Origin of the sequence: Caminibacter pacificus (genome assembly GCF_003752135.1) — a bacterium.
Classification (GTDB): domain Bacteria; phylum Campylobacterota; class Campylobacteria; order Campylobacterales; family Nautiliaceae; genus Caminibacter; species Caminibacter pacificus.
In genome coordinates this window covers 286,427-309,969 of record NZ_RJVK01000002.1, presented here as the reverse complement: position 1 = coordinate 309,969, position 23,543 = coordinate 286,427, and the positions used below count along the sequence as shown (strand labels likewise).

Annotated in this window: 30 protein-coding genes and 1 pseudogene; 27 read left to right on the top strand and 4 right to left on the bottom strand. The window is 36.0% G+C overall.

Annotation, left to right across the window (positions count from 1 at the left end; all coding sequences use genetic code 11):
• Nucleotide 1 precedes the first annotated feature (1 nt).
• From EDC58_RS05375 to EDC58_RS05255, 25 genes and pseudogenes are all read left to right on the top strand, one after another.
• Complete coding sequence (locus EDC58_RS05375) at nucleotides 2-232, top strand: hypothetical protein (RefSeq protein WP_123352485.1); 231 nt, start codon at nucleotides 2-4, stop codon at nucleotides 230-232.
• A 50-nt stretch (nucleotides 233-282) separates the two neighbouring features.
• Nucleotides 283-1,344 carry a recombinase RecA gene (recA, locus tag EDC58_RS05370; RefSeq protein ID WP_123352484.1) on the top strand — a complete coding sequence of 354 codons (1,062 nt, stop codon included), beginning with the start codon at nucleotides 283-285 and terminating at the stop codon, nucleotides 1,342-1,344.
• Nucleotides 1,345-2,610 carry a phosphopyruvate hydratase gene (eno, locus tag EDC58_RS05365; protein WP_123352483.1) on the top strand — a complete coding sequence of 422 codons (1,266 nt, stop codon included), beginning with the start codon at nucleotides 1,345-1,347 and terminating at the stop codon, nucleotides 2,608-2,610.
• A gap of 38 nt (nucleotides 2,611-2,648) precedes the next feature.
• A complete protein-coding gene (locus EDC58_RS05360; RefSeq protein ID WP_123352482.1) occupies nucleotides 2,649-2,891 on the top strand; it encodes a septum formation initiator family protein in 243 nt (80 codons plus the stop codon).
• A complete protein-coding gene (locus EDC58_RS05355) occupies nucleotides 2,891-3,463 on the top strand; it encodes an AMIN domain-containing protein (RefSeq protein WP_123352481.1) in 573 nt (190 codons plus the stop codon). The genes EDC58_RS05360 and EDC58_RS05355 overlap by 1 nt, the downstream gene beginning before the upstream one ends.
• Nucleotides 3,450-3,950: a shikimate kinase gene (locus EDC58_RS05350; RefSeq protein WP_123352480.1), complete on the top strand. Its 501-nt coding sequence runs from the start codon at nucleotides 3,450-3,452 to the stop codon at nucleotides 3,948-3,950. Before EDC58_RS05355 ends, EDC58_RS05350 begins: the two co-directional genes overlap by 14 nt.
• The gene (locus EDC58_RS05345) at nucleotides 3,940-4,134 is read left to right on the top strand and encodes a shikimate kinase (RefSeq protein ID WP_123352479.1); all 195 of its coding nucleotides are present in this window, start codon (nucleotides 3,940-3,942) and stop codon (nucleotides 4,132-4,134) included. The genes EDC58_RS05350 and EDC58_RS05345 overlap by 11 nt, the downstream gene beginning before the upstream one ends.
• 8 nt (nucleotides 4,135-4,142) lie before the next feature.
• Entirely contained in the window at nucleotides 4,143-4,739 is a 597-nt protein-coding gene (locus EDC58_RS05340) for a uracil-DNA glycosylase (RefSeq protein ID WP_123352478.1), read from the top strand.
• The gene (gene flhB, locus EDC58_RS05335; protein WP_420836387.1) at nucleotides 4,736-5,794 is read left to right on the top strand and encodes a flagellar biosynthesis protein FlhB; all 1,059 of its coding nucleotides are present in this window, start codon (nucleotides 4,736-4,738) and stop codon (nucleotides 5,792-5,794) included. Before EDC58_RS05340 ends, flhB begins: the two co-directional genes overlap by 4 nt.
• Nucleotides 5,795-5,872: 78 nt before the next feature.
• Nucleotides 5,873-6,835, top strand: coding sequence for a DHH family phosphoesterase (locus EDC58_RS05330; protein ID WP_123352476.1), 963 nt, complete (start codon nucleotides 5,873-5,875; stop codon nucleotides 6,833-6,835).
• Nucleotides 6,832-8,169 carry a M23 family metallopeptidase gene (locus tag EDC58_RS05325; protein WP_123352475.1) on the top strand — a complete coding sequence of 446 codons (1,338 nt, stop codon included), beginning with the start codon at nucleotides 6,832-6,834 and terminating at the stop codon, nucleotides 8,167-8,169. Before EDC58_RS05330 ends, EDC58_RS05325 begins: the two co-directional genes overlap by 4 nt.
• 1 nt (nucleotide 8,170) lies before the next feature.
• Nucleotides 8,171-8,701 (top strand): septum formation inhibitor, encoded by a 531-nt coding sequence (locus EDC58_RS05320; RefSeq protein ID WP_123352474.1) that lies wholly within the window; start codon nucleotides 8,171-8,173, stop codon nucleotides 8,699-8,701.
• Nucleotides 8,698-9,576, top strand: a complete 879-nt coding sequence (lpxC, locus tag EDC58_RS05315; RefSeq protein ID WP_123352473.1) for a UDP-3-O-acyl-N-acetylglucosamine deacetylase — start codon at nucleotides 8,698-8,700, stop codon at nucleotides 9,574-9,576. The genes EDC58_RS05320 and lpxC overlap by 4 nt, the downstream gene beginning before the upstream one ends.
• A complete protein-coding gene (locus EDC58_RS05310) occupies nucleotides 9,557-10,012 on the top strand; it encodes a hypothetical protein (RefSeq protein ID WP_123352472.1) in 456 nt (151 codons plus the stop codon). Before lpxC ends, EDC58_RS05310 begins: the two co-directional genes overlap by 20 nt.
• A gap of 10 nt (nucleotides 10,013-10,022) precedes the next feature.
• Entirely contained in the window at nucleotides 10,023-10,904 is an 882-nt protein-coding gene (gene thrB, locus EDC58_RS05305) for a homoserine kinase (RefSeq protein ID WP_123352471.1), read from the top strand.
• 22 nt (nucleotides 10,905-10,926) lie between these two features.
• Nucleotides 10,927-11,148, top strand: coding sequence for a DUF448 domain-containing protein (locus EDC58_RS05300; protein WP_123352470.1), 222 nt, complete (start codon nucleotides 10,927-10,929; stop codon nucleotides 11,146-11,148).
• Nucleotides 11,145-13,643, top strand: coding sequence for a translation initiation factor IF-2 (infB, locus tag EDC58_RS05295; RefSeq protein ID WP_123352469.1), 2,499 nt, complete (start codon nucleotides 11,145-11,147; stop codon nucleotides 13,641-13,643). The genes EDC58_RS05300 and infB overlap by 4 nt, the downstream gene beginning before the upstream one ends.
• 67 nt (nucleotides 13,644-13,710) lie before the next feature.
• The gene (gene rbfA / locus EDC58_RS05290) at nucleotides 13,711-14,058 is read left to right on the top strand and encodes a 30S ribosome-binding factor RbfA (protein ID WP_123352468.1); all 348 of its coding nucleotides are present in this window, start codon (nucleotides 13,711-13,713) and stop codon (nucleotides 14,056-14,058) included.
• A complete protein-coding gene (locus EDC58_RS05285; protein WP_123352467.1) occupies nucleotides 14,055-14,858 on the top strand; it encodes an HAD hydrolase family protein in 804 nt (267 codons plus the stop codon). The genes rbfA and EDC58_RS05285 overlap by 4 nt, the downstream gene beginning before the upstream one ends.
• On the top strand, nucleotides 14,855-15,301 hold the full coding sequence (locus EDC58_RS05280) for a ribosome maturation factor RimP (RefSeq protein WP_123352466.1): 447 nt from the start codon (nucleotides 14,855-14,857) through the stop codon (nucleotides 15,299-15,301). The genes EDC58_RS05285 and EDC58_RS05280 overlap by 4 nt, the downstream gene beginning before the upstream one ends.
• Entirely contained in the window at nucleotides 15,294-16,271 is a 978-nt protein-coding gene (gene ribD, locus EDC58_RS05275) for a bifunctional diaminohydroxyphosphoribosylaminopyrimidine deaminase/5-amino-6-(5-phosphoribosylamino)uracil reductase RibD (RefSeq protein WP_180937083.1), read from the top strand. Before EDC58_RS05280 ends, ribD begins: the two co-directional genes overlap by 8 nt.
• Nucleotides 16,264-16,596 (top strand): annotated as a pseudogene (locus tag EDC58_RS05270) (AlbA family DNA-binding domain-containing protein); the annotation flags it as partial. The gene ribD and the pseudogene EDC58_RS05270, both read left to right, overlap by 8 nt.
• Nucleotides 16,581-16,817 (top strand): winged helix-turn-helix transcriptional regulator, encoded by a 237-nt coding sequence (locus EDC58_RS05265; RefSeq protein WP_123352463.1) that lies wholly within the window; start codon nucleotides 16,581-16,583, stop codon nucleotides 16,815-16,817. The pseudogene EDC58_RS05270 and the gene EDC58_RS05265, both read left to right, overlap by 16 nt.
• 9 nt (nucleotides 16,818-16,826) lie before the next feature.
• On the top strand, nucleotides 16,827-17,558 hold the full coding sequence (locus EDC58_RS05260; RefSeq protein ID WP_123352462.1) for a class I SAM-dependent methyltransferase: 732 nt from the start codon (nucleotides 16,827-16,829) through the stop codon (nucleotides 17,556-17,558).
• Complete coding sequence (locus EDC58_RS05255; RefSeq protein WP_123352461.1) at nucleotides 17,542-18,357, top strand: DnaJ domain-containing protein; 816 nt, start codon at nucleotides 17,542-17,544, stop codon at nucleotides 18,355-18,357. Before EDC58_RS05260 ends, EDC58_RS05255 begins: the two co-directional genes overlap by 17 nt.
• Here EDC58_RS05255 and EDC58_RS05250 read toward each other — a convergent pair.
• The 4 genes from EDC58_RS05250 to EDC58_RS05235 form a co-directional block, all read right to left on the bottom strand.
• Nucleotides 18,344-18,694: a hypothetical protein gene (locus tag EDC58_RS05250; RefSeq protein WP_123352460.1), complete on the bottom strand. Its 351-nt coding sequence runs from the start codon at nucleotides 18,692-18,694 to the stop codon at nucleotides 18,344-18,346. The genes EDC58_RS05255 and EDC58_RS05250 overlap by 14 nt on opposite strands.
• Before the next feature lie 89 nt (nucleotides 18,695-18,783).
• Nucleotides 18,784-20,085 carry a DNA repair protein RadA gene (gene radA, locus EDC58_RS05245; RefSeq protein WP_123352670.1) on the bottom strand — a complete coding sequence of 434 codons (1,302 nt, stop codon included), beginning with the start codon at nucleotides 20,083-20,085 and terminating at the stop codon, nucleotides 18,784-18,786.
• The gene (ftsY, locus tag EDC58_RS05240; protein ID WP_123352459.1) at nucleotides 20,078-20,950 is read right to left on the bottom strand and encodes a signal recognition particle-docking protein FtsY; all 873 of its coding nucleotides are present in this window, start codon (nucleotides 20,948-20,950) and stop codon (nucleotides 20,078-20,080) included. Before ftsY ends, radA begins: the two co-directional genes overlap by 8 nt.
• Nucleotides 20,950-21,387 carry a hypothetical protein gene (locus EDC58_RS05235; protein ID WP_123352458.1) on the bottom strand — a complete coding sequence of 146 codons (438 nt, stop codon included), beginning with the start codon at nucleotides 21,385-21,387 and terminating at the stop codon, nucleotides 20,950-20,952. The genes ftsY and EDC58_RS05235 overlap by 1 nt, the downstream gene beginning before the upstream one ends.
• A 39-nt stretch (nucleotides 21,388-21,426) precedes the next feature.
• Here EDC58_RS05235 and EDC58_RS05230 point away from each other — a divergent pair, with 39 nt between their 5' ends.
• Together EDC58_RS05230 and rny are read left to right on the top strand one after the other, a co-directional pair.
• Nucleotides 21,427-22,032 (top strand): 5-formyltetrahydrofolate cyclo-ligase, encoded by a 606-nt coding sequence (locus EDC58_RS05230; protein ID WP_123352457.1) that lies wholly within the window; start codon nucleotides 21,427-21,429, stop codon nucleotides 22,030-22,032.
• Entirely contained in the window at nucleotides 21,956-23,515 is a 1,560-nt protein-coding gene (gene rny, locus EDC58_RS05225; RefSeq protein ID WP_123352456.1) for a ribonuclease Y, read from the top strand. The genes EDC58_RS05230 and rny overlap by 77 nt, the downstream gene beginning before the upstream one ends.
• Nucleotides 23,516-23,543 lie beyond the last annotated feature (28 nt).

Sequence of the window (23,543 nt, the reverse complement as noted above, 5' to 3'; positions counted from 1 at the left end):
AATGAGAGAAATAGTGATAACGGTGTGTTTTGTGTGCTCTCTTTTCGGATTTACGTGCGAAGAGCTTTTCAAAAAATTTCACACCCCCGATCCTAAAACAAAAACTATGAAACAGCTAAAAAGGTGGGCTAAAGCTCATTTAAAAAACAATCCCTATAAAGAAGATATTTTGGAATGTCTTATAGAAAACGCCGCTGACAACCCCAACCAAGAAACCACAGCCGCTGAATAACTCCCTCTTTTTTTTGTTATAATTGCATATATTATGCATAAAGGATTTTTATGGACGAAAAAAAGCAAAAAGCACTCGAACTTGCTTTAAAACAGGTTGAAAAGCAGTTCGGTAAAGGTTCTTTGGTAAAATTAAGTGAAAAAGAGATAGAACCTATCGCTTCTATTCCTACCGGAAGTTTCGGGCTTGATTTGGCTCTTGGAATAGGCGGTATTCCAAAAGGAAGAATTACTGAAATTTACGGGCCGGAGAGTAGTGGTAAAACGACTCTTGCGCTATCTATTATCGCACAGGCTCAAAAACAAGGCGGAATTGCTGCGTTTATAGACGCGGAACATGCTTTTGACCCTATTTATGCAAGAAATATCGGTGTTGATATCGATAATCTTTTGGTTTCTCAGCCGGATTACGGAGAACAAGCTCTTGAGATTGTAGAGACGCTTGCAAGAAGCGGTGCCGTTGATATTATCGTAATCGACTCGGTAGCGGCTTTAACTCCAAAAGCGGAAATCGAAGGAAATATGGGTGATGCGCAAGTAGGTGTGCAAGCAAGACTTATGAGCCAGGCTCTAAGAAAACTGACAGCCGCTATTCATAAAATGAATACGACGGTGGTATTTATCAACCAAATAAGAATGAAAATCGGAATGATGGGATACGGAAGCCCTGAAACTACTACGGGTGGTAACGCTCTTAAATTCTATTCGTCTGTAAGACTTGATGTAAGAAGAATCGCAACTTTAAAACAAGGCGACAAAGAAGTAGGAAACAGAGTAAAAGTAAAAGTGGTCAAAAACAAAGTCGCACCTCCGTTTAGAATTGCTGAATTCGACATTATGTTCGGAAAAGGAATCAGTAGAGAGGGCGAACTTTTAGATTACGGAGTAAAACTTGATATTATCGATAAAAGCGGTAGCTGGTTTAGTTATGGCGCTACAAGACTCGGTCAAGGAAAAGAAAACGCGAAAGCTTATTTAAAAGAGCATCCTGAACTTGCTCAAGAGATAGAACAAAAAATAAAAGAAGCTTTGGGTGTGGAACTTTCTCATATGATAGACGCAATCGAAAACAACAAAGACAACGAAGACGAATTAAATTTAAAAGGAGAATAGATGGTAGTAATTGATAATATTTTTGCTGATGAGGTTCTTGATAGTAGAGGGAATCCTACTGTTAGAGCGACTGTTTATTTGAGTGACGGAAGCAGTGCGAGCGCAATCGTACCAAGCGGTGCGAGTACAGGGGTGAACGAAGCGCTTGAACTTAGAGACAAAGACGACAGATTCGGTGGAAAAGGCGTACTGAAAGCTTGCGAAAACGTAAATACGATTATTGCAAACGAGCTTATCGGTCTAAGTCCTTACGATCAAGCCGAAATCGATAATATTATGCTTGAACTTGACGGAACTGAAAACAAAAGCAAACTCGGAGCAAACGCGATTTTAGGCGTTTCTATGGCTGTTGCGAGAGCTGCGGCAAGAAGTTTGAATCTGCCTCTTTACAGATATTTAGGAGGTAGCAACGCGCTTGTAATTCCTACTCCTATGTTAAATATCATCAACGGAGGAGCTCACGCGGATAACGACGTGGATTTACAAGAGTATATGATTATGCCGGTAGGGTTTGACGATTTCGATTTGGCTTTAAGAGCATCTTCGGAAATTTATCACACTCTAAAAAAATTACTTGAAGCCGACGGACATCCTACGGCTCTCGGAGACGAGGGAGGATTCGCTCCTAACTTCAAAAACAACGTAGAACCTATCGAGTATATTTTAAGAGCTATCGAAAAAGCCGGATATAAACCGGGAGAGCAAGTGGCAATAGCACTTGATGCGGCAAGTAGCGAGTTTTATAAAGACGGAAAATACGTACTTGCAGGAGAAAACAGAACTCTAAGCAAAGAAGAGATGGTTGAATTTTATGCGGAGCTTGTGGAAAAATTCCCTATCGTATCTCTTGAAGACGGGATGGCTGAGGAAGATTGGGAAGGTTGGAAACTTCTAACTGAAAAACTTGGTGACAAAATCCAACTTGTGGGTGACGATTTGTTCGTAACAAACAAAAAACTTTTAAGAAAAGGTATCGATTTAGGCGTTGCAAACGCTATTTTAATCAAACCAAACCAAATCGGAACCGTAACGGAGACTATGCAAACGGTTAGACTTGCTCAAAGAAACAACTACAACTGCGTAATGAGTCACAGAAGCGGTGAGAGCGAAGATGCGTTTATTGCCGATTTTGCGGTTGCGCTAAATACAGGACAAATCAAAACAGGTGCTCCTGCAAGAGGTGAGAGAACGGCTAAATACAACAGACTTCTTCAAATCAACAGAAGCGTTGCGGGTGCCGAATATATCGGAAAAGAGTTATTTTAATCGATGAAAGGATTTTTCCTTTTCATCGGAGTTAATCAATGATAGATTTCGATAACGTTTTTCATAAAAAAAGATTCGATTTTAAAATTTTAATCGTTATTGCGGCTTCGATTCTTGTGGGTATATACATTATTAATTTGATGTTCGGAGAGAGGTCTTTTTCTCAAATGATAGAGTTGCAAAACACAAAAAAAATATTGCAACAAAGAGTTAATAACCTAAAAAAAGAGAACGAAAAACTTCAAAAAGAGTATTTCGAACTTAAAGAATTGGAGGGATAGTGAGATTTTTAGTTTTACTAATCGGCGTTTTGCTTTTTGCAAGAATGAATCCTTTCGAGCCCGTAATTACGCCTCAAAACACAACGGTTGTAAAGCCTCAATATTTTAAAAAAGCCAAGGTTTATTTGCCAAGCGACGCAAGAGTTCTTAAAAAAATCATCTTTGTTTATCAAAACCTAAACAGCGATATCAAACAAAAAGAGGTTGTGATAAACAAAGATATCGATTTTCACTCCCCTATTATCGTACTTCATAATCCCAAAGAGGTCGGATTTAAAAAATACAGAATTTCAAAATTTATGACAATCTATATAAAAGATAAAAAAATCCTCATAAAAACCAAAGACAAGCTTATTAGAAGTTTCTTTTTGGTAAAACCTTTTAGAATTATTTTGGATTTCAAAAGAAAATCAGACTTTCCGACTATCAAAAAACATATCTCGAATATATTCTTAAAAAAAGTTGTTGTAGGCTCTCACGGAAGTTTTTACAGAGTCGTTTTATATTTCGATACCAACTATAAATATAAACTTACAAAAACCGACGAAGGCGTAAAAATTGAGTGCTGGTAATGTAATTCTTACCGGGTTTATGGGAAGCGGAAAAAGTACGATAGGTAGAATTTTGGCAAAAGAGTTAAATACTTATTTTATCGATACGGATAATTTAATCGAATATTTCGAAAACAGAAGTATAAAAGAGATTTTTGAAAAAGAAGGTGAGGAGAGTTTTAGAAAAAAAGAGCGCTATTGCTTCGAGTGGATAAAAAACAACGTAAAAAATACCGTAATTTCAGTAGGTGGAGGTTTTCCGGTATTTATTCCTGAGATTAAAGAAGCCGGAGTTGTAATATATTTGAAAGTTGATTTTGACGATATTTTAAAAAGAATGAGTGAAGACGAAATTGCAAAAAGACCTCTTTTTCAGGATATTAAAAAAGCAAAAGAGCTTTTTTCAAAAAGAGATAATATTTACAGACAACTTGCCGATTATATAATTGAAAACAGAGATATCGACGGAACGATAAAAAAAATAAAAGGAATAATCGATGCAAGTTGATAACAATATGTCTCCAACTTCAATGATGGTAGCGATTCAAACCGACGTAATCAAAAAATCGGAAGACACCGTTAAAAATATCGTCGGGGATATTTTGGAAAAAAATTTCGAAAATACGATGAAAATAGAACAACAAGTAGCGGCGGCTACGGGAACGGGTGCTAATTTGAATATTAAAGCATAAGGATTGTTTTGGGGGATTGGAAAAACAGATTAAAAGAGTTTTATAAAACAAGAGCCGAGTTTATAAAAGCTCATCTTAATGAAAATATTGACTTTACGGATGTTTTTGACCCTTATTTGGAAGAAAAAAACGATAATCCGATAATGATTATCGGGGAAGCTCCGGGGGAGAATGAAGTTAAACAAAAACAACCTTTCGTAGGTAAAGCTGGAGAAAATTTAAACTATCTCATTTCTATCAGCGGTTTTGATAGAAAAAGGGATTTTTTAATAACGAACGCATTTCCTTTTAGAACGTTTCAAGATAAAAAAAACAGAACTCCAAAAGCAAAAGAGCTTAAAATCGGTGCCGAGTTATTAAAAAAAGAGATAGAAATCGTAAAACCCAAAATCATACTTCTTCTTGGAAATTCCGCTATAAAAGCCTTTTCTTATTTGGTAAAAGACGTTAAAAACCTTCAAAAATGCGGATATTACAATATCGATAGCGAAATCGGGAAATTGAAAATCGGCGTTTGCTATCACCCATCACCTCTTGCTTTTAACAGAAAAGAGATAAGAGAATCGTTAGAAAAGTTTTTTAAAAATCTCTCTAAGGCGGTGTGATGGCTGACGATATGGAAAAAACGGAAGAACCCACCCCCAAAAAATTAGAGGACGCCCGAAAAGAAGGTAATATCGCCAAATCAATGGAAATGAGCGCTTTTGTCGTTCTTTTGGTGGCGAGTGTAGTTATTATTTTTTATATCAAATACGTTACTTATTATATGGAGGATTTTTATAGGTATTTTATAAGTTTTGTGGGAGTGGAGATAACAAAAAGCGTCGTTTTTAATCTTATTTTAAAAGCAACTCAATATATTTTTATAGTCTTAGCGCCCGTTTTCATAGCTTTAATTCTTGCCGGGATTATCGGAAATGTAGGGCAATTCGGGTTTTTATTCACTACTAAACCTCTTATTCCTAAATTTGAAAAAATCAATCCCGTAAAAGGTCTAAAAAGACTCTTTAGCGCTAAGACCGTGGTCGAGGGTATAAAGATGATACTAAAAAGTATCATTGCGTTTTTGGTGGGGTTTTGGCTGTTTTTCGATTTTATTCACGATATGCCAAGAGTCGAATCTATGGAGTTTTTCGAGCAGATAAAGTGGTTTTCCGATAAAGCCGTGATTTTGATTTTTTCGATGCTCGGGGTTTTTTTCGTTTTTGCGGTATTGGATTTTGCGTATCAAAAATACAGCTATAAAAAATCGATGAGAATGAGCAAACAAGAGATAAAAGACGAATATAAACAAACCGAGGGAAACCCGGAAGTAAAGGCGAAAATCAGACAGATTCAAAGAGAAATGGCTAAAAAAAGAATGATGAGCGAAGTGCCAAAAGCCGATGTCGTAATTACAAACCCGACTCATTACGCGGTAGCTATAAGGTATGACAAAACCAAAGACGAAGCTCCAAGAGTAATAGCAAAAGGAGTGGATAATCTTGCTTTGAAAATAAAAGAAATCGCAAGAGAACACGACGTTATGATTGTAGAAAACCCTCCTTTGGCAAGAGAGCTTTACAAAAGCGTCGATGTTGATGAAATCATACCTCCAAAACTCTATAAAGCCGTTGCCGAAGTGCTTGCATACGTATATAGAGCCAAAGGAATGGTCTAAATTTTTCAAAAATCTTAGAATTTAACTTTCAATTTATCTTAAATGTTATAATTTTATAATTCAAAAAAAAGGAAAATTATGCAAGAGCTTTTTAAAAAAGCGTGGGAAAAGATAAAAGAGGCTAAAAATATAGTTTTGGTATCACATATAAATCCTGACGGCGATGCGCTTGGCAGTTCGCTTAGTTTATATCCTATTTTGAAAAGAATGGGTAAAAACGTAAAAGTTTTCAATGTAACAAAGCCTTTGCCTCAATATTTAGATTTTTTGCCTAATTTTGATAAAGTTACGGATAAATTACCGAAAAATGTAGATTTGATGATAAGTTTCGATTGCGGGAGTTTCGATAGGCTCGGGATTGATGAAAAACCTCCTTTTTTGATAAATATAGACCACCATATATCAAATACTAATTACGGAGATATCAATATTATCGACCCCAAAGCCGCTTCGACTTCTCAAGTCGTTTTTGAGATGTTAAAAACAAACGGAGTCGAAATAGACGAAGATAGCGCTACTTGCATTTATACCGCGCTTGTAACCGATACGGGAAGTTTTCAGTATGAAAGCGTAAACGAAAAAGTGTTTCAAACGGCCGCAGAGCTTGTAAAGTGCGGAGCAAAACCGGATTTTGTGGCTAAGATGTTGTTTCAAAGAGATAGGCTCTCTCGTCTTAGACTTTTGGCAAAAGCATACGATACTATCGAGCTTTGTTGTGAGGGCAAAGTCGCTTTTGTGGAAGTAACGAAAGAGATGATGGAGATTACGGGCGCTATTAAAGACGATACCGATACGATAGTAAATAGTGTTAGAGCGATTGCGAGTGTGGAAGTTGCCTGTATGTTAAGAGAAGACGACGACGGAATAAAAATATCTCTTAGAAGCAAAAACTACGCCGATGTGAGTAAAGTGGCCGTGAAATACGGAGGCGGCGGACATATAAGAGCTGCCGGAGCGACTATAAAAGACGAATTTGATTTTAACAAAGTAAAAAATATGCTTAAAGAAGACTTAAAAGAAATAGTAAAGGTTGAAGAATGAAAAAACTTTGGATATTGATACTTCTACTTATAATAGGAGCTGGCGGATTTGTCTATTTTTCGCCTATGTTTGAAAAAAATCCTCCTAAAATAACCATAAAAACCGACGGATATACGAATCTTAAAAATCCTATCGAGGTGGATTTGAAAGACGATAGCGGGATTAAATCTTATACCGTCGTATTGATGAACGGAAACAATACCGAAGTTATTGCAAGTGCCGATAATCCTAATATGGGAAAAAACGTTACTTTAAAAATCAAACTTCCTAAAAACATTAAAGCGAACGAAATAAGACTTGTTGTAACTGCTGTGGATACTTCTAAATGGCATTTTTTTGCAGGAAACGAAGCTCAAAAATCGGTAACGTTGGAAGTGGATAAAGTAGCTCCGGATGCGCAAGTGGTAAATAATTCTTATGCAATCGGAAGAGGCGGAAGTGCCGCTGCCGTGGTGCAAGTAAACGACAAAAACCTAAAAGACGCTTATATCTTAGTGGACGGAAAATATAAATTTAAACTCACTCCTTTTTATAAAAAAGGATATTACGTAGCACTTATAGCTTGGCCTATTTGGGAAAACAATTTTGATGCCACTTTGGTAGCCGAAGATTATGCGGGCAATATCGTAAGAGAGCATATTCCGTATTATTGGAGAACAAGAGGAATTTATAACCCTAAAGACGTAAAAATAAGAATTAATGACAAATTTATAAACCAAGTGGCAAAAAGAGTGCTTGAGAGAATGGGAATGAGTATCCCGAACGACCCTGTAGAGATATTCAAAAAAGTAAACGAAACTGTTAGAAAAATAAACGAAGCTAAAATTTCACAAATCACTTCACCAGTATATGAAGAGAAAATAAACAGCTTTTATATAAGAAGATTCAATCCGTTACCTGGAAGTGCCAAAAGAGCCGATTTCGGAGAAAAAAGACACTATTACTATAAAGGCGAGCAAATTTCTTTTGCTATTCATAAAGGTGTGGATTTGGCAAAAATCAAAAGAGCTAAAATTTATGCGAACAATAACGGACGCGTTGTTGCAAACGAATATATCGGAATTTACGGAAACGCACTTATTATTTATCACGGGCTCGGGTTATATACGCTTTACGGGCATACGAGCGAATTTAAAGTAAAAAAAGGCGATTTGGTTCATAGAGGAATGGTAATTGCAAGAACAGGTGCGACAGGTGCGGTATTCGGGGATCATTTACATTTCGGGGTATATGTACAAGGGATTCCGGTACAACCACTTGAATGGATGGACCCACACTGGATTAAAACGAATATCTTAAACGTAATAAACGGCGCAAAAAGGATGATTAAATAAAATGAAACAAAAGACGCTTAGGGTTTTTGAGGTAGAGGATTTTGAAAATTTAAAATCGGTAATAAAAACGAAATATCCTCTTATCAAAAACCATATTTTTATGTTAAAAGAGAAAAACGAAGAGATAGAAGACCTTTTAAGACGCAATTTTCTTAGTTATTTTATTGTGAATGGTGAAAGTTTTACTTCTAAGAAGGAAACATCAAAAGAGAGTATTATGGTAATCGAAAAAGAAAAGGTGGTTGTTAAAAACTGCGAAACGTTAATTTATGATAAAATTATAAGAAGCGGAGAAGAGCTCGAACTCTCTCAAAACGCCTTGTTTCTTAATAGAATCAATGCGGGTGCTAAAATCGTCACTTCGGCTAATATAGAAATATATGATGAAAACGAAGGTTTGATAATAGCCGAGGGCGAATATATCATAGTCAAGAAAAACGTTAAAGGGACGATAATTTTTAAAGGTCTTGATATCGGAAAAGTTGATAGGCTAACGTTTATTAGTGAGAAAATTAAAAAGGTTTTGGAATGAGACAAAGAACTATAAAAAAACCGGTCGAAGTTGTCGGAATGGGGCTTCATAAAGGTGTTCCGGTAAAACTTAGACTCGAACCGATGAGTGAAAACAGCGGAATTGTTTTTTATAGAGCGGATAAGGGAGTTACTATTCCTTTGAAGCCCGAATACGTAGTGGATACTAAAATGGCTACGGTGCTCGGAAACGAAGGTGCCGTCGTTTCGACAATAGAGCATTTGATGAGTGCTGTTTATGCTTTCGGGATAGATAATTTAAGAATCGTACTTGATAACGACGAAGTTCCTATTATGGACGGGAGTGCTATAAGTTTCGTGATGATGTTAAAAGAAGCCGGAATTAAAGAACTGAGTGCGCCTAAGAAGTTTTTGAGAATAACAAAAGAAGTGAAAATCGAAGATAATAATAAATTTGCGGTATTGAAGCCCTCAAGCGAAATAGAGTTTGATTTTGAGATAAATTTCGACCACCCCGTAATCGGAAATCAAAAATATAACTTTAAATTTTCGACTAAAAACTATATCGATGAGATTGCGAAAGCAAGAACGTTCGGGTTTTTAAAAGAGGTACAATATCTAAGAAGTATCGGTCTTGCTCTTGGAGGAAGTCTTGAGAATGCGATAGTGCTTGATGAAAAAGGTATCTTAAACGATTCTTTAAGATTTCCTGACGAATTCGTAAGACACAAAATTCTTGACGCTATCGGTGATATGAGTCTTCTTGGGTACAATTTCATAGGAAATTACGAAGCGTTTGCAAGCGGACATCACTTGAATCATTTATTAACTCTAAAAGTTTTCGAAGAAAACGCGTATGAAATTGTGGAATTCTCAAAAGAAGAGGAGCTAAGTATTGTCAAAGCGTTCGGTTGATATAGTTGTCATACCTATCTCCAAACCTCTTCTTGTTGGGGTTTATGAAAACGGAAAATTGATTGAAAAAATAGAAAAAGAGGGAATGACAAGCGACATTCTCCCTGAAATTTTCGATAATCTTCTAAAAAAATATACAATTTCTCATATAATCTACGCAAAAGGTCCCGGAAGTTATATGTCTATTAAGCTAAGCTACGTATTTTTTAAAACTCTTGAAATTGCAAAAAACATCAAGCTTTTAGCTGCGGACGGATTTTATTTTAATAATAGCGCTCCTATTAAAGCGGTGGGTAATTCTTGTTTTGTAAAAAAAGACGATATAATTTCAATAACTAAAAACGTAAAAGAGGGAGAGTTTTATTTGCCAAAAGAGTTGAATCTGAACGATTTTAGCCAAGACGTCTCTCCTTTATACGTATTAAGCCCAGTGTAGAAGGAAATGGATGGTTATTACAGTCCCAGCGACAAGTGCGAATTTAGGACCAGGATTTGATACTTTAGGACTTGCTTTAAATTTAAGAAACGAAATAGAAATCAAACCTTCAAATATCACTTCGATAGAGATTTACGGAGAAAACGCAGAATATTTAAGAAGCCTAAAAAGAAATTTTTTTGTTGAAATTTTTAGTGATATTTATAAAAACTTAACCGGAAAAGAAGATAAGTTTTCTTTTAAGTTTAACAATAAAATTCCGCTGTCTCGCGGTCTTGGAAGTAGCTCGGCCGTAATCGTTGCGGCAATTACGGCTGCTTATGAAATGGCTCAAGTACCTTATAAAAAAGATAAAATCATAAATTTAGCACTAAACTACGAGCCTCATCCGGATAATATAACACCTGCGACGCTGGGAGGTTTTTGTGTAGCAAAACTCAAAAAAAACAGAGTCTATTTCTTAAAAAAATTTATTCCTACGAATTTAAGGGCTATTGTCGTAATTCCGAATAAGCCCGTATCGACGGCAAAAAGTAGAAATTCTTTAAAATCTCACTATCCCCTAAAAGACGTCGTAACCAATATTTCATCGACAGCTATGATAACGGCGGCGTTTTTTAGTGAAAAGTTCGATATTTTAAAATATATAGTGGAAGATAAGATTCATCAAGAAAACAGAATGAAACTTATGCCAGAGCTCTTTAGAGTAAGAGAAATCGCACTAAGAGAGGGCGCTTTGATGTCCACTCTTAGCGGTAGCGGCTCTACGTTTTTTAACTTAGCCTATAAAGACGACGCTTATAATATTTATAGTGCGTTAAAAGACAATTTTAAAGATTTTAATGTTAAAATTTTATACTTTGACAATGTCGGTGTAAAGGTGTACAATTAAACAAAAACATATACCTATTAGAATGTGTATTTTATGTCGTAAGAGATTCGCTCAAAAAGATTTAATAAGACTTCAGTGTAAAAACGGAGAACTTATTAACTTTAGCGGAAGCGGTAGAAGCTTTTATTTGTGTAAAGATTGTATAAAAGATAAAAAATTATCAAAAAAAGTTTCATATTTTTGTAAAATTTCAAAAGAAAAAGCTGAAAAACAAATTGAATTATTATTAAAGGAGTTTACTTGAAGTTAAAAGTAAGTGAAGTTGCGAAAGAACTTGGTCTAAAATCTAAAGAAGTGGTCGAAATCGCAAAAGAAATCGGTGTCCCTGCGTCTATCAGAGGCGGAATTTCTCCGATGGATGCGATGAAAATAGAAGAGTATATTAAAAACAAACACGCAAAGCCTCAGCCTGAGAAAAAAGTTGAAAAACAAGAGCCTAAAAAAGAGGAAAAAGCTGAAGAAAAACCTAAAAGAAAAAGAAGAAGTAGTTTTAACGAGCTTGTGAAAAAGACTCAAAAAGGTATCCAAATAGTACAAAAAGCGCCTAAAGCGCCTAAAGAAGAGCCTAAAAAAGAGGAAAAAGTCGAAGCAAAAGCTGAAAAACCTAAAACTCAGCCTCAGCCTGAACAAAAACAAGAAAAGAGCGAAAAACCTAAACCTAAAAAAACTAAAAAACCGGCGCCTAAAAAGCATGTTGAGGAAAAAGAACTTGAAATTAACGTAGATTTGGCTGAAATGGACGTTATCGAAGAGAATCAAGTTGAGCTTTTGGATTTGTATTTTAACGATATAGCTATGAAAGACGAAGAAAAGCTTGAAGAAAAAGCAAAAACTAAAACTCAAATAGAAAATCAAAAAGAGGCTAAAAAACAACAACAGCTTAAAAAACAAAAAGCTGCTAAAAAATCGGGCGGTATAACAAAAACGGCGATTAAAAAGAAGAAAAAGAAAAAGAAAAAAGAAAAAGAGGTCGAAGTTATTAAAATTCCTAAAGAAGTTAGGGTTTATGAATTCGCAGAAGCAATTAATAAACCTCTTGAAGACGTAATCGAAGCGCTAAGAGAGCTTGGTGAAGAGAGAGATAAAAACGACTTTTTAGGTGAAGAGTATATCGAAACGTTGGCGGAGGAGTTTGACGTACCTGTTGAGATTTACGATCCGTTGGCGGAGTTTGATTATGTTAAAAAATATGACGAACAATGCCCGGAAGAAGAATTCGACACCGAAAGACCGCCTATCGTTACTATTATGGGACACGTAGACCACGGAAAAACAAGCTTACTTGATAGAATCAGAAACAGTAGAATCGCAGCAAAAGAAGCCGGAGGGATTACTCAGCACATCGGTGCATATATGGTAGAAAAAGACGGCAAAAAAATTACGTTTATCGATACTCCGGGGCACGAAGCATTTACTGAAATGAGAGCGAGAGGAGCTCAGGTTACGGATATCGCGATTATCGTAGTTGCGGCAAACGACGGGGTTATGCCTCAAACAAGAGAAGCAATCGCCCACGCACAGGCTGCCGGAGTGCCGTTTATCGTAGCGGTAAATAAAATAGACTTGCCTGAAGCAAATCCTGACCTTGTAAAATCTCAACTTGCGGAAATGGGAATTATGCCTGTAGAATGGGGTGGAGAGTATGAATTCGTAAACGTTTCGGCAAAAACGGGAGAAGGAATTGACGATTTACTTGAAACTATCCTTCTTCAAGCTGAAATGATGGAGCTAAAAGCAAATCCTAAATGCCCGGCAAAAGCTGTTGTAATCGAAAGTAGAGTGGAAAAAGGAAAAGGTCCTGTTGCTACCGTTATAGTTAAAAACGGAACGCTTAAAAAACAAGACAGCTTCGTTTGCGGTAAGACGTTCGGTAGGGTTAGATTGATTATCGACGACCTCGGAAAACAGAAAAAAGAAGTACTTCCTGGCGAACCTGCTGAGATTACCGGATTTGACGAAGCGCCGTTTGCCGGTGATACGTTGGTAGCGGTTGAGAGTGACAGAATAGCAAAAGAGACTGCCGAAAAATGGAAAGAGTATCTTGAAAGAAGAGAAAAATCAAAAACAACAAAAGCGACTCTTGAAGATTTACAAAAAATGATTCTTGAGGGTAACCTTAAAAAACTACCTGTTATCGTTAAAGCGGACACTCAAGGTAGTGTGGAAGCTATCAAAGGTAGTCTTGCTAAACTTAAAAACGAAGAAGTTAAAGTGGATATCATTCACAGCGATGTCGGAGCTATTACCGAAAACGACGTTATTTTGGCAAAAGCGAGCGAACCGCATGCAATTATTTTAGGATTCAACGTACGTCCGACAACGCAAGCTAAAAACAAAGCGAAACAAGAGGGTATCGAAATTAGAACATATTCGATTATTTATGATTTAATTGATGACGTTAAAGAGTTATTATCAGGTCTTATGACTCCGAAAATTAAAGAACAAGTAACGGCAACAGTTGAAGTTAGGGATGTATTTAACGTACCTAAAGTCGGAACGGTTGCGGGATGTTACGTACAAGACGGAGTGGTTCATAGAGGCGATTTCGTTAGAGTTATTAGAGACGGCGTAGTTATTTATGACAGCAAACTTGCAAGCCTCAAACGCTTTAAAGACGACGTTAAAGAAGTCGGAAAAGGTTTTGAGTGCGGTATTATGGTAGAGGGTTACAACGACGTTAAAGTCGGAGATATTTTAGAGACTTATCAAAAAATCGAAGAAAAAGCCAAATTCGAATAACCCTTCTTTTTTCTTTCCTTAAACTTTCCTTAAAAATTTGATATAATCTTAATAAAAAAGGACCTAAATGGGTAAAAGTATTAAAGTCCAAAGAAAAGAGTCTTTGCTAAAAGAGATAATTCCTGAAGTTTTATCTCAAATGGGAGACGGAAGAATCAGAGGACTAAGCGTTGTTGACGTCGTTTGTAGTCGCGACGGAAGCGATGCGAAAGTATATCTTGAAAAAAGCTATCTTAATGATAGCGAACAAAAAACGGCTCTAAAAAAATTAAAACAGGCAAGAGGTTATATTCAATCCCAAGCGCTTAAAGCGACCGGGTGGTATAAAGTACCGAATTTGACATTTACGTTCGACGATATGCTTGAACATGAAAACAAAATGGAAGAGCTTTTCGATAAGATTAAGAAAAAATGATTTTTATTACAGACCTTGATAAGACGTTTTTGAAAAGCGATTTGAGTATTAGCGATTTTAGCCGTCGGGTTTGGAATGAGTTTAAATATCCACTCTCCGTGGCGACTGCCAGGAGTTATAAGGGTTCTATCGGATTATTAAAAGGCTTGAAGCTTGATTTTCCAATGATTTTGCTTGACGGGGCCATGATTGCAAAGCCTGATGGAGAGATTTTAAAAATCACCTCTTTAGATAAAAATACGGGTGATAGTATTATTGAAGAAGTTTATAAAAATTTTAAAGATTACCCGTTAATAGTCGGATTTGACGAAATAGGGGATGAGAAGTTTTTGTATCCTAAAAAACTAAATCCTTATCAAAAACATCTGCTTGAAAATTATAAAAATGACAGCAGAGTATTAAATATCGATAATTTCAGAGCTTTAAAACACAATCTTAAAATGGTCTATTTAGGACAAAAAGAGTTTTTGGAAGAAATTGAAAAGTTTATAAAAAATCATTTTGACGTTGAAACCAAACTCACGGAAGATGCATACGGGCCTTATTGGTTTTTGACAGTTCTTCACAAAGAAGCCGATAAGGCGCACGGGCTAAAATACCTTGAGGAAATAATGGATATAGATAAAGAAAAAGTGACGGTTTTTGGGGATAACATAAACGATATCGGAATGTTCGAATGGGCAGGGACATCCGTAGCCGTCAAAAACGCTTTGGAAGAAGTTAAAAAAAGAGCCGATATCGTACTTCCTCATACCAATGACGAAGATGCCGTCGCAAAATATTTAAAGGAGATAAAATGACAAGAGAAGAGTTAAAAAACGTAATAAAAAATATCGTAGAAGATAACGGGTGCGAACTTTACGATATCGAAGAGACAATGGAGGGGGATCATAAATATTTTAGAGTATATATAACGAAACCTGGCGGTGTGAATCTAAACGATTGTACCGCTATTAACAACCTTATTTCTCCGATTTTCGACGTTGAAGACCCGGTGGAAGGGAAATATTTTCTTGAAGTTTCAAGCCCGGGCGTTGAGAGAAAACTCACAAAACCCGAGCATTTTGAAAAAAGTATCGGAGAAAACGTAAAAGTTACCACAAACGAAGGTAAAAAACTAAAAGGACAGCTTAAAAGTTTCATCGACGGAGTTGCGGAAATAGGAAAAGAAAAAGTAAATTTTAACGACATAAAAAAAGCAAAAACATACGTAGATTGGAGTACATATAAGTTCGATGAATAATTTTGCTCTTGATGCGGCGATTAAGGAAGCCTGGAGATATCAGTTTTTGACATATCCCAACCCCGCTGTCGGAGCGGCGGTAATTGTCAAAAACCGACTTTTCGTTTCAGCTCACAAAAAAGCCGGGGAGCCTCATGCCGAAGTTAACGCTCTTTGGGAAGCTTACAAGGCTTTTTTTGATGCTCCTCCTCTAACTATATCTCATGAAATACACGAATTTCTAATAAAAAACCATAACGGATTTTTTAGAGAATCAAACGTATTCGTTACTCTTGAGCCTTGCTCTCACGTAGGAAAAACTCCTTCATGCGCGAATCTTTTGAAACACTTAAAACCCAAAAGTGTAACTATCGGCTGGCTTGACCCAATTAGTGAGCACAGCGGTGGGGTGGAGATGTTAAAAAGCGCTGGAATTGAAGTAAATGTGTTGAATGATAAGAGATGTTACGATTTAATCGAGCCTTTTATAAAATGGACGAATGATAAATTTATCTTTTTCAAACTCGCTCAAAGTTTCAACGGCGCAATTACCGGCGGATATATAAGCAGTGAGAGTTCTTTAAAGTGGGTACATCAGATAAGAGATAAAATAGAGCTTTTGGTAATCGGAGGAAATACTGTCAGAATCGATAGACCAACGCTTGATGCAAGAAAAGTTAACGGAAAATCTCCCGATGTTTTAATCTACAGCAAAGAGAAAAACTTTGATAAAACCATACCTCTTTTTAGCATCCCTAAAAGACGAGTTTTTATTGAAGATAACCTTGAAAAAATAAACGATTATAAGTTTATAATGATTGAGGGTGGTGAAAGGCTTTATAAGAAGCTTAAAAACTTTGTAGATTGGAAAGTTTTTATCGTAACTCCCAAAATCTTTGATAGAATAAATTATAAAAGTGAAGATGAGTTTGAAATATTGCATGTAGAAAGAAGAGACGATTTGATTGTGTTTGGGAGAAGTAATGACTGAAAACAGTAGGATTGAATTTAAATCAAAACTTACAGATGAATTGGAAAAAGAGGTTGTTGCTTTTTTAAATAGTGAAGGAGGAGTGATTTATATCGGGAGAGATGAGGAAAAAGCTTATAAATTAAATAATATTGATGAGATTCAGTTAAAAATAAAAGATAGATTAAAACATAATATCTCTCCCTCAATCCTTGGTCTTTTTGATATAGTAGTTGAGGAGTTTAAGGGTGAGAAAGTTATAAAAATAAATATTGCAAGTGGAAGTGAAAAGCCTTATTACATCAAAAAAAGAGGAATGAGCGAAAAAGGGTGTTTTATAAGAGTAGCTCAATAGGTGGCTCAATAGGTGGTCAAATCTATTTAAGTGATAGACAAAAGGATATAATCGATTTAATTAAACAAAATCCAAAAATTAGTTATAGAAAAATGGCTGAAATTTTGGATATTGCGGATTCGGCAGTTAAAAAACATTTGGAAAAGTTAAAAAAACTTGGAGTAATTGAAAGAGTTGGAGGCACAAGAGGATATTGGAAAGTAAATATTTAAAGGTATTGGATGGACATAAAGATATACGATAAACTCGCAAAAAAATATGATCTTGCTACTAAGATAGTAAGTTTCGGGATTGAGGAGCTTTGGAGATGGATGTTTAAAAGAGAAATCAAAAAGCATATAAAAAACGGGGTGCTTTTGGATGTAGCGAGTGCCACGGGTGAGATGGCAAGGGTTTTGGATTTTGATAAAATATATTTGGTTGAGCCAAGCAGCGAAATGGTAAAAGTAATAGTCGAAAAATTTGAAAAAGAGGGTTATAAAAAAGAAAACTTCGAAGTTGTGTTTCAAGAGAGACCTCATATAAAGATGAAAAAAGGTAAAAAAGAGATTATTATTATTCAAGATACCGCCGAAAACGTTAAGCTCGAGGAAAAAGCAGATTTGATAACCGCATTTATGGCTCTTAGGAATTTTGACGATTTGAAAAAAGGAATAAAAAATCTCGATTCGCAGCTAAAAGATGGCGGATATTTTGCGATAGTGGAGATGGTAAAGAGCGATTCTTTGATAGCTAAGCCGATTTTGTGGTATATGAATAATGTGGTTCCGATAATCGCCGGATTTTTGGTGGGGATGAAAGAGGAATATAAATTGCTTGGGAAGAGTATAGATTCTTTAAAAGAAGAGGAGATTTTGGAAAATTTTAAAGACTATGAAATAATAAAAAAACAAAAACTTATTTTCCCTATAGCTACAATGATAATAATGAGGAAGAATGGAAAAGATTCTTGAAGTAAAAGTGGATGATAATATCGAAGTTGTTCTTGATAGTCGTTTTAAGATAAAAGGTTTTATTCAGTTTATCAGACTCTCTTTTAACGATTTGGAGATAAAAGGGGATACTTATAAGATTTTTTATGACAAGGAAAACGTTAAAAATCATCGACTTTTAGTACAGACTCTTGCGAATCTTTATAAAAAACACAAAAAAGACGAAGCTACATATAAAAAGATGATTTTAAACTTCAAAAAAGACGTAATCGTAAAGATTAAAAAACACGAAGTGACATTTGATGAAGAAGCTTTGTATATTACAATCAGAAAACTCTCAAGCGGCGAATTTGAGATAAATTATGCAAATCCTAACGAAAAAGTCTATAACTATATCAAAGGACTTTTTCTTTTCGATTTGCTTGATATGGATAAATATAAAATGGTCGTTTCTTTAAATGAAGAAACAAAAAAAATTGTAAGCGCTCTTATTTCAAAACATACGATTATGGGATATAAGGTGATTTTTAGTGTTAATGAAGAAGAGTTTAAAAAGAGCAGAAGCTTTAGTGTCGAGGGGTCTTTGAAAGAGTATCTTAATAAAATTAGAAATGCATTGGAGCTTTTCGGGGCCGAATCTATATACGAATGGGACAATATCAAAAAAGAGTATAGAAGGCTTGCAAAAAAATATCATCCCGATTTGCATAGAAACAAACCCGAACTTATCAGAAAAATATATGAAAAAAAATTTAGAAGAGTACAAGAGAGTTATGAGCTTTTAGAGGAATACTACAAACAAAAAGTCACTTACTCATAATTAAATTAATAGCTATAAGTAGCCATCCTATCAATATTAAAACTTCTCCCACCGGAATCAATGACATTAATGCACCGGCAAGTATTAAATTGCTTGCATATTTATATTTTTGTTGTTTTGCGAAAAATTTTTTGTAATTATATGCGGCTATTAAATTTGAAGCGTATGAAAGTAATAATATAATCGTAACCGATACTATTCCTTCTATTTTCAATTCGGGATTGTTTTGAAGATTTAGAATCATTACGGAGTTAATACACGCACATGCTGCTAGTAATATAGCTATTAAATTAAAAATCAAAGCGATAATCAAGCTGTTTGAAATTACCCCAACCATCCTAATCCCCCTTATTTTTTATATTATATTAAGCGAAAGTTAACAAAGTGTTAATGACACTAGTGGGGTATTGGTCTTCGTCGCTTTGGTTACATCCATTCAAGAAGTTTTTCTACTTCTGTGACTACGTAGGTTTTTAGGTGGTTTTCAAGTGGTTTTGTCGGAGTTATGGCTTTTTTAAAGCCCAAGCTCGCCGCTTCTTTTAATCTCAAATCAAGCCCCGGGACTTCTCTTATGTCTCCTACAAGGCTGACTTCTCCTAAAAATACGGTCTCTTTGCTTATTGGTCTGTTTCTAAAAGAGCTCACTATCGCTGCGATAATAGCCAAATCCGCGGCCGGTTCGTTTATTTTGATACCTCCCGTTACGTTTATAAATACATCGTATTGATTAAAAGGAAGATTTAGTTTTTTTTCGAGCAAAGCTAAAATCATATTAAGTCTTGCCAAATCAAATCCCGTTGCGCTTCTTTTTGGAATAGAATAACTCTCACTCACAAGTGCTTGGACTTCAAGGACGATAGGTCTTGTTCCTTCTAAAATGACCGTAATCGCACTTCCAGGAAGCGCTTTTTTGCTAAAGAAGCTTTTATTTTTGGCGCTTTTAAGACCTTCTTTAGTCATTTCGAAAATTCCTATTTCGCTTGTTGAGCCGAATCTGTTTTTGAAACTTCTAAGTATTCTAAGCTCTTTACTTGCGTCTCCTTCGAAATATAAGACCGTATCGACCATATGCTCAAGTACTCTCGGACCTGCTATCGAGCCTTCTTTTGTGATATGACCGATGATAAAAATAGGCGTTTTCGTTTCTTTTGCCGCTCTCATAAGCTCGAAAGTAGCTTCTCTCACTTGCGATACGCTTCCGGGAGCCGATTGGAGATTTTGGGAGTAGATTGTTTGGATTGAATCTATTATGACAAGTTCGTAACCTTTTTTTATCTCTTCTATTATATTTTCAACTACAATTTCAGGCATCAAATAGAGGTCTTTATTTTTTATTCCAAGTCTTTCGGCTCTTATTTTTATTTGTCCTGGGGACTCTTCTCCCGCTACATAAAGGGTTTTTTTGTCAATGTTTCCTGCGAGTTTTAGCATAAGAGTCGATTTTCCAACACCGGGGCTTCCGCCTATTAATACCAAACTTCCGGGTACTATTCCTCCGCCTAAGACCAAATCAAGCTCGCTATCTCCGGAGCTGAATCTTTCGATTTCGTCTTTTTCTATTTCTTCGAATTTTAAGATTTTAGAAGGTGTTTTTGCGGTTTTTGAAGTTTTTGATTCGCTAACTTCGACAAAGCTGTCCCAAGCGCCGCAGGCGGGGCATTTTCCCATCCATTTGGCGCTTTTGTATCCGCACTCGATACATTCGAAAACGGTTTTTTGCTTAGCCACCGTAAATACTCTCCAAAATTCCCTCGACAAACTCTTCTTTGTCGAATTTTACTAAATCTTCGGGTTTTTCTCCCACTCCTACATAATAAATAGGAAGAGCCAAATCGTTTGCGATAGTAAATACGCTACCGCCTTTTGCTGTTCCGTCGAGTTTTGTGATTATCACTCCGTCCGCACCGATAAGTTCTTTAAACACTTTTGCCTGATTAATAGCGCTGCTACCTTGAGTACCGTCTATTATAAGGATTTTTTTGTGAGGAGCGTTTTCGTAAGCTTTTTTTGATACGTTTACTATTTTTTTAAGTTCGTTTTGTAAATTTACTTTGTTATGAAGCCTTCCGGCGGTATCTATAAGAGCTACGTCGATTCCTTTTGCTTTTGCGCTTGAGATAGTATCGTATGCTACGGCTGCCGGGTCGTGTCCGTGTTTTGTTTTTATAATAGGTACGTCTAAAATTTCGGCCCATTTGCTAAGTTGCTCGATTGCCGCGGCTCTAAACGTATCTGCCGCGCCTAATATTACGCTTTTGCCTTCGCTTTTATATTTATGTGCTAATTTTGCGATTGTTGTAGTCTTTCCGGCTCCGTTGACACCGATAATAAGCATTACGTAAGGTTTGTCGTCGAATTTTATATCGTTAGGAGGCACGTCAAATACCCATAAAAGCTCTTTTTTAAGTTTATCTTTGCTGACTTCCTCAGGTAGTCTGTCTAAGATTTTTTCTACCAAATCGTAATCGAGGTCGGCTTCAAGAAGAGCTTCTTCCAAAAGTTCTTTTGAAATTTTCTCTTTTTTTTCGCTTCCGACTACCGTTTGGATAGCCTCTTTTGTTTTTTGTAGTCCTTTTTTAATAAAACCGAACATTAAAATGCCTCCTTCAAAAATTCGTACGGTGTAAAATTTTCGTATTTAATAGTTTTGTTTTTGTCTAAAATTACTATTGTCGGATATAGTTTGATATTAAAATAATTTTCCAAATATTTGTTGTCGGTCGTGATATATTTGACTTTCAGTCTTTTTAATACGTCTTTTTGCTCCGTGCAATACGGAGTGCCGTCATCGAATAAAATGACTGTTTTTTTATTAGGATAAACCAATTTTCCGTTATTAAACGTCAAATTCAAATCTTTTAATTTAATTACGACTATAGGATTTTCTTTGGGTTTTTCGTTATTTTTTGTTATTATGGATTTGGTTCGTATTATTTTTGACTGATTGTTTTCGTTATTTTTTTGGTTTGATTCTTTTTTGTTACATCCGGTTAAAAGTATCAGTAAAATAATTGGTAAAATATACTTCATTATACTCCTTTAGTGAAATTTTATCAAAAGGCGACATAAATGAAAAACCAAAAGGCCGAGTTTAGAAAAGTCTGCTTTGATATGTCAAAACACAATCGCTATTTATATTCTAAAAAAATAGGCGATATTTTATATAAAGCGGCTAAGCCTTATAAAAATATTCTTTTATTTATACCGTTAAAAAATGAAGCGGACATTTATTTTGTCCTTAAGAGATTAAGAAGAGAGAAAAAGAACATTTTCGTACCTTTAGTTGAAGGTGACAGCTTTAAAATGGTAAAATACTCTTTGCCTTTAAAGAAAAAAAAATTCTCAATCTTGGAACCTCATAACAAAAACGCTGCTCTTGAAAAAATCGACTTGGCGATTGTCCCGGTCGTCGGGATAGATAGTGATTTTAAAAGAGTCGGTTTTGGTAAGGGTATGTACGATAGGTTTTTTGCAAGACTGCCTTATAAACCTAAAATAATTTTTTTACAATTAAGACCTTGTGTCTCTTTTCACAAGGTGACCGATTCGCACGATATTACTGCGGATGAATATATAAGTTTTAACATAAGGAGAAAAAATGACGGTAATATGGGTTATTCTCGTTTCTTCTTTATCCGCTCTCGGGGCGTTTTTTATCGCCAAAAAGATGGATAAAGCAAAATACGATTTATACGTAGAACAAGCAAAAGCGAAAGCGAAAGCGATAGAGTATGAAGCTGATAAGCTTTTGGAAAATGCTAAAAGCAAAGCAAAAGAGCTCGAGCTTGAAGCAAAAAACTCTTATGAACTTCAAAAAATAGAACTTCAAAAAGAGTATGAAGCGAAGCTTAACGAAATTTTGAAAAAAGAAGACGAAATCGAAAAATTAATTCAAGCTCAAATGGAGAAAAAAGAGGAAATCGCTCAAAAAGAAAAAGCTCTTCAAAAAGAGGAGATTTTACTACAAAAACAAAAAGAGCTCTATAATCAAAAACTTGATGAAGTTCAAAAAATCCTTGAAAATGCCGCAGGGCTTACGAAAGAAGAGGCAAGAGAGGTGATTTTGAAAAAAACCGAAGAGTCTTTAAGAGAAGAAATCGCTCATTTAACGAGAAAAATGCTAAAAGAAGCCGAAAACGAAGCGCAAAGAAAAGCCAACTTTATCATAGCTCAAGCTACTACGAGGTATGCCGGGGATTTTGCTGGCGAGAGATTGATAAACGTAGTGGCTATCGGCGATGACGAAATGAAAGGTAGAATTATCGGAAAAGAGGGTAAAAACATAAAAACTTTAGAGATGGTTACGGGGTGCGATATCATAATTGACGAGACTCCCGGAATAATTACTGTTAGTAGTTTTAATATTTACAGACGTCAAATTGCCGTTGAGACTATAAAAAGATTGATTGAAGACGGAAGAATACATCCGGCGAGAATTGAAGAAGTGTATAAAAAAGTGGAAGAAGAGTATGAAGAAAAAATAGCAAAAGAGGGTGAAGAGATTTTGATTGATTTGGGCTTAAGCGGTGCGGGAATTCATCCTGAGATTGTAAAACTCATAGGAAGACTCAGATACCGTGCGAGTTACGGACAAAATGCGCTTGGGCATTCTTTGGAAGTCGCTCATCTTGCCGGTATTATGGCTGCTGAAATGGGAGGAGACGAGCTGCTTGCCAAAAGAGCCGGAATCTTGCATGATATCGGAAAAGCTTTAACTCACGATTTCGGAGGAGACCACGTCAGCTTGGGTTATGACATATGTAAGCGTTACGGAGAGCCAGAAGCCGTACTAAACGCAATAAAAGCTCACCACGGACACGAAGAACCTACAAGCATAGAAGCTGCCGCGGTATGTACTGCCGATGCACTATCAGCGGCAAGACCTGGGGCCAGAAGAGAAGTATTGGAAGCGTTTTTGAAGCGCGTAAAACAGCTTGAAGAGATTGCTACGAGTTTTGAGGGTGTGATAAAAGCGTATGCGCTTAATGCCGGAAGAGAGCTTAGAGTGATTGTGGAAGCCGATTTGATAAGCGATGACGAAGCGGTGCTTTTGAGTCGTGAAATAGCAAAAAGAATTGAAGAAGAAGTGACCTTCCCGGGTGAGATAAAAGTAAACGTTATAAGAGAAAAAAGAGCTATTTCTAAAGCTGTGGCATAAAGAAGCTTTAGCTTGTGCCGATAATGGT

What these genes read in the sequence shown, in the direction of transcription:
- EDC58_RS05375 (WP_123352485.1), top strand. Translation starts at nt 2, where the DNA reads ATGAGAGAAATAGTGATAACGGTGTGTTTTGTGTGCTCTCTTTTCGGA.
- recA (WP_123352484.1), top strand. Translation starts at nt 283, where the DNA reads ATGGACGAAAAAAAGCAAAAAGCACTCGAACTTGCTTTAAAACAGGTT.
- eno (WP_123352483.1), top strand. Translation starts at nt 1,345, where the DNA reads ATGGTAGTAATTGATAATATTTTTGCTGATGAGGTTCTTGATAGTAGA.
- EDC58_RS05360 (WP_123352482.1), top strand. Translation starts at nt 2,649, where the DNA reads ATGATAGATTTCGATAACGTTTTTCATAAAAAAAGATTCGATTTTAAA.
- EDC58_RS05345 (WP_123352479.1), top strand. Translation starts at nt 3,940, where the DNA reads ATGCAAGTTGATAACAATATGTCTCCAACTTCAATGATGGTAGCGATT.
- EDC58_RS05330 (WP_123352476.1), top strand. Translation starts at nt 5,873, where the DNA reads ATGCAAGAGCTTTTTAAAAAAGCGTGGGAAAAGATAAAAGAGGCTAAA.
- EDC58_RS05325 (WP_123352475.1), top strand. Translation starts at nt 6,832, where the DNA reads ATGAAAAAACTTTGGATATTGATACTTCTACTTATAATAGGAGCTGGC.
- EDC58_RS05320 (WP_123352474.1), top strand. Translation starts at nt 8,171, where the DNA reads ATGAAACAAAAGACGCTTAGGGTTTTTGAGGTAGAGGATTTTGAAAAT.
- lpxC (WP_123352473.1), top strand. Translation starts at nt 8,698, where the DNA reads ATGAGACAAAGAACTATAAAAAAACCGGTCGAAGTTGTCGGAATGGGG.
- thrB (WP_123352471.1), top strand. Translation starts at nt 10,023, where the DNA reads ATGGTTATTACAGTCCCAGCGACAAGTGCGAATTTAGGACCAGGATTT.
- EDC58_RS05300 (WP_123352470.1), top strand. Translation starts at nt 10,927, where the DNA reads ATGTGTATTTTATGTCGTAAGAGATTCGCTCAAAAAGATTTAATAAGA.
- rbfA (WP_123352468.1), top strand. Translation starts at nt 13,711, where the DNA reads ATGGGTAAAAGTATTAAAGTCCAAAGAAAAGAGTCTTTGCTAAAAGAG.
- EDC58_RS05285 (WP_123352467.1), top strand. Translation starts at nt 14,055, where the DNA reads ATGATTTTTATTACAGACCTTGATAAGACGTTTTTGAAAAGCGATTTG.
- EDC58_RS05280 (WP_123352466.1), top strand. Translation starts at nt 14,855, where the DNA reads ATGACAAGAGAAGAGTTAAAAAACGTAATAAAAAATATCGTAGAAGAT.
- ribD (WP_180937083.1), top strand. Translation starts at nt 15,294, where the DNA reads ATGAATAATTTTGCTCTTGATGCGGCGATTAAGGAAGCCTGGAGATAT.
- EDC58_RS05260 (WP_123352462.1), top strand. Translation starts at nt 16,827, where the DNA reads ATGGACATAAAGATATACGATAAACTCGCAAAAAAATATGATCTTGCT.
- EDC58_RS05255 (WP_123352461.1), top strand. Translation starts at nt 17,542, where the DNA reads ATGGAAAAGATTCTTGAAGTAAAAGTGGATGATAATATCGAAGTTGTT.
- EDC58_RS05250 (WP_123352460.1), bottom strand. Translation starts at nt 18,694, where the DNA reads ATGGTTGGGGTAATTTCAAACAGCTTGATTATCGCTTTGATTTTTAAT.
- ftsY (WP_123352459.1), bottom strand. Translation starts at nt 20,950, where the DNA reads ATGTTCGGTTTTATTAAAAAAGGACTACAAAAAACAAAAGAGGCTATC.
- EDC58_RS05235 (WP_123352458.1), bottom strand. Translation starts at nt 21,387, where the DNA reads ATGAAGTATATTTTACCAATTATTTTACTGATACTTTTAACCGGATGT.
- EDC58_RS05230 (WP_123352457.1), top strand. Translation starts at nt 21,427, where the DNA reads ATGAAAAACCAAAAGGCCGAGTTTAGAAAAGTCTGCTTTGATATGTCA.
- rny (WP_123352456.1), top strand. Translation starts at nt 21,956, where the DNA reads ATGACGGTAATATGGGTTATTCTCGTTTCTTCTTTATCCGCTCTCGGG.